7 protein-coding genes and 1 pseudogene are annotated in these 9,018 nt (G+C 42.5%); 1 reads left to right on the plus strand and 7 read right to left on the minus strand.

Going from position 1 to position 9,018, the window contains the following annotated elements; all coding sequences use genetic code 11:
• Nucleotides 1-419: 419 nt before the first annotated feature.
• Nucleotides 420-1,286 carry a LysR family transcriptional regulator gene (locus LJE11_RS17905; protein WP_008705469.1) on the minus strand — a complete coding sequence of 289 codons (867 nt, stop codon included), beginning with the start codon at nucleotides 1,284-1,286 and terminating at the stop codon, nucleotides 420-422.
• 136 nt (nucleotides 1,287-1,422) lie between these two features.
• Between LJE11_RS17905 and LJE11_RS17910 the strand changes: the two genes are divergently transcribed.
• Nucleotides 1,423-2,814, plus strand: a complete 1,392-nt coding sequence (locus tag LJE11_RS17910) for a sodium-dependent transporter (protein ID WP_008705470.1) — start codon at nucleotides 1,423-1,425, stop codon at nucleotides 2,812-2,814.
• A gap of 118 nt (nucleotides 2,815-2,932) precedes the next feature.
• On the opposite strand, the gene LJE11_RS17915 is transcribed toward LJE11_RS17910, so the two are convergent.
• From LJE11_RS17915 to LJE11_RS17940, 6 genes and pseudogenes are all read right to left on the minus strand, one after another.
• Complete coding sequence (locus LJE11_RS17915) at nucleotides 2,933-3,598, minus strand: HAD family hydrolase (RefSeq protein WP_008705471.1); 666 nt, start codon at nucleotides 3,596-3,598, stop codon at nucleotides 2,933-2,935.
• A 114-nt stretch (nucleotides 3,599-3,712) separates the two neighbouring features.
• Entirely contained in the window at nucleotides 3,713-5,089 is a 1,377-nt protein-coding gene (gene radA / locus LJE11_RS17920) for a DNA repair protein RadA (RefSeq protein WP_008705472.1), read from the minus strand.
• Entirely contained in the window at nucleotides 5,083-5,496 is a 414-nt protein-coding gene (locus LJE11_RS17925) for a hypothetical protein (protein WP_008705473.1), read from the minus strand. Before LJE11_RS17925 ends, radA begins: the two co-directional genes overlap by 7 nt.
• A 229-nt stretch (nucleotides 5,497-5,725) precedes the next feature.
• Nucleotides 5,726-8,188, minus strand: coding sequence for an ATP-dependent Clp protease ATP-binding subunit (locus LJE11_RS17930; protein WP_008705474.1), 2,463 nt, complete (start codon nucleotides 8,186-8,188; stop codon nucleotides 5,726-5,728).
• 8 nt (nucleotides 8,189-8,196) lie between these two features.
• Nucleotides 8,197-8,574 carry a GntR family transcriptional regulator gene (locus LJE11_RS17935; RefSeq protein WP_020993363.1) on the minus strand — a complete coding sequence of 126 codons (378 nt, stop codon included), beginning with the start codon at nucleotides 8,572-8,574 and terminating at the stop codon, nucleotides 8,197-8,199.
• A 250-nt stretch (nucleotides 8,575-8,824) separates the two neighbouring features.
• Nucleotides 8,825-9,018, minus strand: a pseudogene (locus tag LJE11_RS17940) (IS200/IS605 family accessory protein TnpB-related protein); the annotation flags it as partial.

The raw sequence follows: 9,018 nt of genomic DNA on the forward strand, positions 1-9,018 counted from the left end.
AGAATTTTCGAGAATCGTATGTGTTTCACTGTTTAGTTATCAAGGTTGTCTGTCTCGCGACAGCTTATTTACTTTATCACATCTGTTTTTCTTTGTCAAGCACTTTTTTAAGTTTTTTCAAAGTTTTTCGGACTCTTTCGATTTCTCGAAATGCTCCTCAGATGTATGACTGTCAGCTCTGTTCAAGCGACTTGGTTACTTTAACATGTTTGTTTTAAGTTGTCAAGCACTTTTTGGAATTTCTTTTTTCTTTCAGAAATCTATTTAAATTGTTTTTATCTTACGAACAATTATTCCCGACAGCTCATCTAATATAACACCGAAAAGCCACAATGTCAACAGTTAATTCCATAATTTGACAATCTTTTTATTTTCATGCCATATATGCCATAAAACAGGACTCTTTTCACTGCAAAATACTACATCATCCCCTTTAGATATTCCAACAATATCTTCGTCACAACCGAGTTCATTGTTTTTACAAATGCCAACCCAATAATTCTGGATCTCCCCGGTTCAAGAGGTCTGCTCTCTACATCATTGGCAAACGCCTTCATAACCAGCTTCTGTGAGATCGTCACTCCCAGCCCATTTTTCACAAATGCCATAATAAGCGTATCATCACGAAAACTGTAAGAAGTCTTTGGCTCCTTCCCACATCTTTCCAATAAATGCAAAATATCATTATCACATCCCGGAGTCTCTATAATGAAAGGATACTCCAACAGTTCTTCCAGTCTCACACTTTTCTTTTCTGCAAGAGGATGATTTTTCTGCATCACAGCACAGAGAGGATCCTCACATAATGGATAAAACTTCAGATTATCTGCAACGATCGAAGACAGAAATCCGCAGTCCACCTGCCCATGTATGATCCAGTCTCTGATCTCATCATAATTTCCATCAAAGATCTGCACCTCAACCTGTGGATAATTTCTGTTAAAATAATGGATCACTTCCGGCATCCACATTGCAGTTACACTGGAAAAGCTTCCTATTCTGAGTTTTCCTTCTATTTTATGATTAATATTAAAAGCAGCCTGTCTAAGTTTATCTTTCTGATTTGTCATCTCCTGTATATAAGGCATCAGCATTCTTCCATTATCCGTCAGAGTTACACCTTTTTTAGCTCTTGCAAATAACTGTACTCCCAGTTCCTCCTCAAATCCGGCCATCATTTGACTGATTCCCGATTGTGTATAGTTTAGCGCCTCTGCTGCTTTCGAAAAACTTCCAGTCTCACATACCTTCAAAAAAATTTCATATCTGTCTCTGATTTCCTTCATTTACGATCCTTACTTCTTGTCTGTTTTTATCCATTACTTTTTTTAATGTATACTAGCAAAAACATTCATTTTACTTATATATTAACATATGTTATCGTACTTATGCAAACATAAATCATACAGGAGATTATCTATTATGGAAAGGAAATCAAATCATTTTTCAGGACAGCTCGGGTTTGTCCTTGCCGCAGCCGGCAGTGCTGTAGGAGTAGGCAATTTATGGAGATTCCCATATCTTGCAGCTAAAGATGGAGGCGGTCTGTTTTTAATCATTTATTTTATACTTGTACTTACATTTGGATTTACCCTGCTTACATCTGATATCGCAATCGGCCGCCGCACTCAGAAAAGTGCGATCGGTGCTTATGCTGAAATGAAGCCCAAGTGGAAATTCTTAGGCATTCTGACTTTTCTTGTACCTGTTCTTATTATGACTTATTACGCAGTGATCGGTGGATGGATCACCAAATATGCTGTAGTCTACCTGACAGGACAGGCAAAGGCTGCTGCAGCAGATGATTATTTTACTTCTTTTATCACATCCTCCACCTCACCTGTTATTTTTGCACTTATTTTCATGGGTGTAACTGCATTTATTGTATACAATGGTGTGCAGGATGGTATTGAAAAAGTATCCAAATGGATGATGCCGGTTCTTCTGGTACTCGTTGTCATCATCTCCATTTATTCCCTGACTCTGAAACATACAGATTCTTCCGGCCAGGTACATACCGGGATCCAGGGATTTCTTTATTACCTGACCCCAAATCTTGAGGGGCTTACTGTACAGCGATTTTTACAGATTTTACTGGATGCAATGAGTCAGCTGTTCTTCTCTCTCAGCGTGTCCATGGGAATCATGATCACCTACGGTTCTTATGTAAAACCTGATGTTAACTTAAACAAGGCTGTTAATCAGATTGAAATTTTTGACACAGGAGTGGCATTTCTTGCAGGTGCCATGATCATCCCTGCTGTATTCGTATTTTCCGGAACAGAAGGAATGGGAGCCGGTCCAAGCCTTATGTTTGTTTCTCTCCCAAAAGTCTTTGCAGCCATGGGAAAAGCAGGCATATTTGTAGGAATCCTCTTTTTCGTAACTGCTATTTTTGCAACACTGTCATCCTGCATCTCTGTGTTGGAATCCATCGTTGCAAACTGTATGGAAATCTTCCACACAGGCAGAAAAAAAACTGTTTCTGTTTTATCTGCAGTTTATCTTGCTGCTTCTGCGATCATTGCTTTGGGATACAGCATTTTCTATGTAGAAGTGGAACTGCCCAATGGCTCTACAGGACAGCTGCTTGATATTATGGATTACATCAGCAACAGTGTTATGATGCCATTTATCGCATTACTTTCCACCATCCTGATCGGATGGGTTATGACACCTGATTATGTCATTGATGAAATGGAACGAAACGGCAGCAGATTCCGCAGAAAAAAACTTTATCGAATCATGATCCGCTATGTTGCGCCGGTTATGATGTTTATCCTGTTTTTACAGTCAACAGGAGTTCTCTCATAAGCAAAAACTTAATATAACAAAAAAGGAATCTGTTTTCCTGGAAAAGTTTTGAAATAAATACCAGTAAAAACAGATTTCTTTTTTATTCAATCACTGACACTCATAAAAACAAATGAATTTATATGCCTGACCCCTGCAAAAATTCCTGCACTGCGCAAAGCGATCCCAGAATCTCTTCTGCGAGGGACTTCATCTCCTCCGTCACCTCCATCAGATCCGGCACCATGATCGGATGCATCCCTGCTGCATAAGCCGCCCTGATTCCATTATGAGAATCCTCAATCACATAACAATTCTCCGGTCTGGTCCCCAGTCGTCTGCAAGCCTCCAGAAAAATATCCGGTTCCGGCTTACTCCGTTCCACCATATCTCCCCCGACAATCTGATCAAAATATCCCAGCAGCCCGCCATCTGAAATCTCCGAACGCACCAGTACCTCCCGGGTAGAACTGGCAAGCCCAATCTTAAATCCCCTCATCTTCAGATATTTCAAAAGCTCCTCAACCCCCGGCTTCTTTGCCAGTTTGCCTCCGGAAGCATGACTGAAAAACACCTCTGCCATCTCCGCTTTATATTCCTCATACGGAAAATCTTCACCATAATGCTTCAGAAAAACCCCTTTACTTACAACACTGTTTGTTCCCAGACACTCATGACATGCCGCCTCAACTCCTGCGATTCCATGACGTTCTGCCACTTCTTTCCACGCTTGAAGCACAAGAATCTCTGAATCAAAAATCACTCCATCCATATCAAATATCACTGTATCAATCCCACTCGCCATAACTTTTGATCCTTTCCTCTTTCTCTCTGTCAGCAGACTTTCTCAGGCAAAAATATCTTTGACGACAGTCTGATCGACTTATTCAAACCATATATAAGCCAGTAGTCTGACAATCTATTTTTTCATAATATAACCAATCGCATCACGAATCTGCGACACATAAACCAAGTTGATCCCTTCCACTTTTCCAACAGAAGACCTACACACTTCCGGAAGCACAACTGTTCCAAATCCCAGTTTTTTCGCCTCCTGCACACGCTGGCCTGCCATATTCACTGCGCGGATTTCACCACTCAGACCAACCTCGCCAAATACCATCACATTATCAGGAATCACAATATCCTTCGCACTGGAAACAATCGCCAGACAGATCCCAAGGTCAATTGCCGGCTCTGTCATCTTCATTCCCCCTGCAATATTGACATAAGCATCCGATGCAGCCAGACGGAGTCCTACTTTCTTCTCAAGCACAGCCATAAGGAGATTCACTCTGTTAAAATCAGTTCCTACCGCTGTCCGCCTCGGAATACCGAAATTACTCTGGCACACAAGTGCCTGGATTTCAACCAGAATCGGCCGGGTTCCTTCCATAGAACACGCCACAACAGAACCCGACGCATCCTCCGGTCTGCCATTCAGCATATATTCCGACGGATTCTTCACCTCCTCAAGACCTGTATTACACATTTCAAAAACACCAATCTCATTCGTAGATCCAAAACGATTCTTCACCGCACGCAGGATACGATAAGAAGCATGCCGGTCGCCTTCAAAATAAAGCACCGTATCCACCATATGTTCCAGAACCCTCGGACCTGCCACATTTCCTTCTTTCGTCACATGACCTACAATAAAAATGGACACCCCCATTCCCTTTGCGATCTGCATAAGGATATTGGTAGATTCTCTCACCTGAGAGACACTTCCCGGTGCCGAACTTACATCTTCGTGAAACATAGTCTGAATGGAGTCGATCACAACCACATCCGGTTTTCTGCGCTCGATCACCTCACGTATCACTTCCAGGTTCGTCTCACATAAAAGCTGCATCTTATCCGTAAACTGCCCGATACGATTAGCTCTCAGCTTAATTTGTCTCAGAGATTCCTCGCCTGAAATATAAAGAACCGAAACCTGCTTCTCTGCCAGATTCCTGCACACCTGTAAAAGCAGCGTTGATTTTCCGATTCCCGGATCTCCTCCCACTAAAACAAGGGAGCCGGGGACGATACCGCCGCCCAGCACCCTGTCAAGTTCACCAATCTGAGTTGTCTGCCGTTCATCTTCTGACAGGCTAATGTCTTTAAGGATCACCGGTTCCTGCCTTTTTTCTGATGATTTCATTACTCCAGAAGAGGATGGCTTCTTTGTGGAAACTGTCTCTTCCACAAAGGTGTTCCAGGACTTGCATCCCGGGCACTGCCCCATCCATTTTGCGGATTCATATCCGCACTCCTGGCAAAAATATACCGTCTTTTTATTTTTCAGCATTTTACAATCTTTACTTCTACTCTTGCAGCATTGCCAAGTTCCACGCTAAAGGAAAGTTTACCGCCCAGGTTTGTTTTCATCTTACCTGTGCTTGCCTGTTCAATAAATACTTCATATTCTGTATCCGGCTCCATCTCCACTGTGATCTGTGCATCTTCCGGTCCCTCTACATGGAAATCCATCTGAGCTTCACTCTGTGTAAGATTAAATACTGCTGTTCCCGGAACTGATTCGTAAACGAACATTCCGTTTCTCTCGAGCTTGGTAATCTCCTTAAAAGTTTTTACTTTATACATATCGCCCTGATGCTGATAGTCTGATAATTTAGACTTCTGTGCAAGCTCATAGTCACCAAAGCTGATTGCTCCATTCTCTTCTGTACGGATTAATTCTTTTACTACTGCCATTTCCTATGTCCTCCTAAGACTCTTTTGTTTGCCGCTCCACCGGTTCATCTGCCGATGCCGTACAGTTTTTCACTATCTCTGTACTTTTCCGACATTTTATGTGCTTATTATATAATACATTCACTTTTTTGACCAGTATCTCACTGATTTTTTTATACTAATTTCACAATTTCTGTGAATCATGTGAGTCCTCTGCTTTAATTGTAAATATCTGTCTGCTCAGAGATTTCTACTGTTTTTTCACTTCAAATGCAATCTCGTTTTTATGAAGTTTCACCTGTACACTATCTCCACGTTTTACTCTGCCTTCCAGAATCTCGTTTGCAAGCGCATCTTCTATCTTACTCTGAATTGCACGACGCAGCGGTCTGGCACCATATTTATTATCAGAACCTTTTTCTGCAATAAAATCTTTCACAGCATTTGTCACTGTAAGATGAATTTCCATCTGTTCTGCGCATCGTTTCTCCAGTGTTTTAAGAAGCAATGTCACAATTTTCCGGATATCTTCTTTATTCAGCACATGGAACACCATGATATCGTCAATTCGGTTCAGGAACTCCGGTTTGAAAATCCGGCGCACTTCTTCCATCACACCGCCTTTCATTCGTTCATAGTCTTTCTTCTCATCATTATCAGACATGAATCCCAGACGTTTCGGTTCCATAATCGCCTGTGCCCCTGCGTTGGAAGTCATAATAATAATCGTCTGTTTGAAGTCGACTTTTCTTCCCTGTGCATCTGTAATATGACCGTCATCCAGCACCTGTAAAAGTATATTAAACACATCCGGATGTGCCTTCTCAATCTCATCAAAAAGCAATACACTGTACGGATTTCTGCGGACCTTCTCACTGAGCTGGCCGCCTTCTTCATATCCTACATATCCCGGAGGAGAACCGATCAGCTTGGAAACACTGTGTTTCTCCATATATTCGGACATATCTACACGAATCATCGCCTGTTCACTTCCAAAGACAGCTTCTGCCAGAGCCTTGGAAAGTTCTGTCTTACCAACACCTGTAGGTCCAAGGAAAAGGAAAGAACCAATGGGACGGTTCGGATCTTTAAGTCCTACTCTTCCCCGTTTCACTGCCTGCGCAACAGCTTTTACTGCCTCATTCTGTCCGATCACACGTTTATGAAGTTCTTTCTCCAGACGAGCAAGACGTTTGGTTTCTCCCTCTGTCAGTTTCTGAAGAGGAATCTTTGTCCAGTCAGAAATCGTCTCTGCAACAGCAGCTTCATCTACAACAAGTTTCTTCCTCTTATTTCTACGTTCAGTCTTAATGCGGATTTTCTCCATTTCGGCTTCCACTTCATTTTGGCGTACCTGTGCTTTTTTTGCGCGTTCAATATCTGCAGTCTTAACTGCCTGTTCTTTCTCCTCACGAAGTTCATTCAGTTCCAGTTCATATTGTTCCATTTCAGGTGCTGACTGATAACCCGCAAGCTGAACCTTTGATGCTGCTTCATCAATAATATCAATTGCCTTATCCGGAAGGAAACGGTCATTGATATATCTTTGTGACATTTTTACTGCTGCCTCAAGTGCCTCATCTTCAATCTTTACCCCATGATGTTTCTCATAATATGGACGCAGACCTTTAAGGATCTCAACAGTCTCCTCTGAAGATGGTTCTTCCACTGTCACAGGCTGGAATCTTCGTTCCAGTGCTGCGTCTTTTTCAATATATTTACGGTATTCCTCCAGAGTAGTCGCGCCGATAAGCTGAATCTCACCTCTGGAAAGAGAAGGTTTCAGAATATTAGAAGCATCCAGTGCTCCCTCCGCTCCACCTGCTCCGATGATGGTATGGATTTCATCAATGAACAGCAGAATTCCCTGATGTTCTTTTACTTCCTGGATCACATTCTTAATGCGTTCCTCAAATTCACCTCTGTATTTGCTTCCCGCAACCATGCCGGAAAGATCTAACACAACAAGACGCTTATCCTTCACTGTATCCGGAACCATTCCCATAACGATGCGCTGTGCAAGTCCCTCTACAATGGCAGTCTTACCTACTCCGGGTTCCCCTGTCAGACACGGATTATTCTTCGTACGTCTGCTCAGAATCTGGATCAGTCTGGTAATTTCTTTATCACGCCCTATCACAGGATCCAGTTTTCCCTCTGCTGCAAGCTGTGTCAGGTCACGACTGTACTGATCCAGCGTAGGGGTACTGGTCACTTTTTTGTTTCCCGCATTCCTTGCGTACTGAAATTCCTCTGCAATGGTATCATTGTCAAATCCCATAGCTGTCAGGATAGCCACAAACAACTTCTGGATATTTACTCCCATTGTAAAAAGCAGTCTGGTCGCTACGCAGTCTGTCTCTTTCAGAAGCGAAAGCAACAGGTGCTCTGTTCCACAAAGACATTCCATACTCTCAGCATCTTCCTTCGCCTGTTCAATGATCCTTCTTGCTCTCGGGCTGTACTGGGGATCTTTTGTTTCTGCTGCCGCAGTATTGCCCTGAACCGGTGTAACCAGGCTGCTGATAAGTTCCCTGAGTTTTTCTTCTTCTACGTTAAATTCCTGCAGCACTTTTCCCGCAGTGCCTTCAGGTTCTTTCAAAAGACCTGCAAGAAGATGCTCTGTTCCGATATATCCATGTCCACAGGATTTCGCAATTGTCGTTGCCAATTTGAGGGCATTCTCTGCCTGTCTGGTAAATTGTCTCTCCATGTCCTCTCCTATCTGTTTTCATCATATTCGTCAAAAATCTCATCAATAAGCTGATGTACTTCCTCTCTGCTTACGCTCTTGCAACATCCTTTCGCAAGCGCCACCATGAGATTCTGTTTCAGTTCTTCCAATGCTTTCCGTTTATTTACATCAATAGAAATCACTGCACCACGTCTGCGGTCGATAGTGACAAATCCCTCCTGTCGCAGCAGTGAATATGCTTTATTTACTGTATGCATATTTATCCCAACTGTATCTGCAAGCTGTCTCACTGATGGCAGTGTATCTCCCTCCTGCAGTCTTGACGTAGCAATCCCCATGATGATCTGATTGGTCAGCTGGATGTAAATGGCTTCATCACTGCTGAAATCTATTTCTATCATCATACGTTTTCTTCTCCTTTTTGTGTTACACATATCCTAGCACAAACCAACATTTTTTGCAACAGAAAGACGTATTGCTGTATTATTTGTGAACCTCACATGGCTAAAGTCACGTGCTTCCAGACGCTTTAGGCGTCAGACTGAATATCGGCAGATACGCCTGTAACTTAGGTCTGCACAGTTATGTGCTTTTTCCATGCCGGATACGGCAGGTTCCCACATTACAGGTAATCCGCTGTATATCTGCCTGTGTTTATGCTGCTTTTAAGATCTCCATTTGCAGATGAAGTTCTCTTAAGTCAGCATAGACACATGAAGTTCTACGCTTTACAGGAGGGACTTTTGCCTCCAGCAAAGACCTTTCCGTTGCCGGAAGGGGTTTTAAAAGTTCCCTTATAAAATATCTGGCTCCTATATTATAGGATGCTGACAGGTCACAATTATATC

The sequence above is a fragment of the Blautia sp. DFI.1.216 genome (assembly GCF_020594215.1).
GTDB classification, from domain to species: domain Bacteria; phylum Bacillota; class Clostridia; order Lachnospirales; family Lachnospiraceae; genus Blautia_A; species Blautia_A wexlerae.

What these genes read in the sequence shown, in the direction of transcription:
- LJE11_RS17925 (WP_008705473.1), bottom strand. Translation starts at nt 5,496, where the DNA reads ATGGCAGTAGTAAAAGAATTAATCCGTACAGAAGAGAATGGAGCAATC.
- LJE11_RS17905 (WP_008705469.1), bottom strand. Translation starts at nt 1,286, where the DNA reads ATGAAGGAAATCAGAGACAGATATGAAATTTTTTTGAAGGTATGTGAG.
- LJE11_RS17930 (WP_008705474.1), bottom strand. Translation starts at nt 8,188, where the DNA reads ATGGAGAGACAATTTACCAGACAGGCAGAGAATGCCCTCAAATTGGCA.
- LJE11_RS17910 (WP_008705470.1), top strand. Translation starts at nt 1,423, where the DNA reads ATGGAAAGGAAATCAAATCATTTTTCAGGACAGCTCGGGTTTGTCCTT.
- LJE11_RS17935 (WP_020993363.1), bottom strand. Translation starts at nt 8,574, where the DNA reads ATGATGATAGAAATAGATTTCAGCAGTGATGAAGCCATTTACATCCAG.
- LJE11_RS17915 (WP_008705471.1), bottom strand. Translation starts at nt 3,598, where the DNA reads ATGGCGAGTGGGATTGATACAGTGATATTTGATATGGATGGAGTGATT.
- radA (WP_008705472.1), bottom strand. Translation starts at nt 5,089, where the DNA reads ATGCTGAAAAATAAAAAGACGGTATATTTTTGCCAGGAGTGCGGATAT.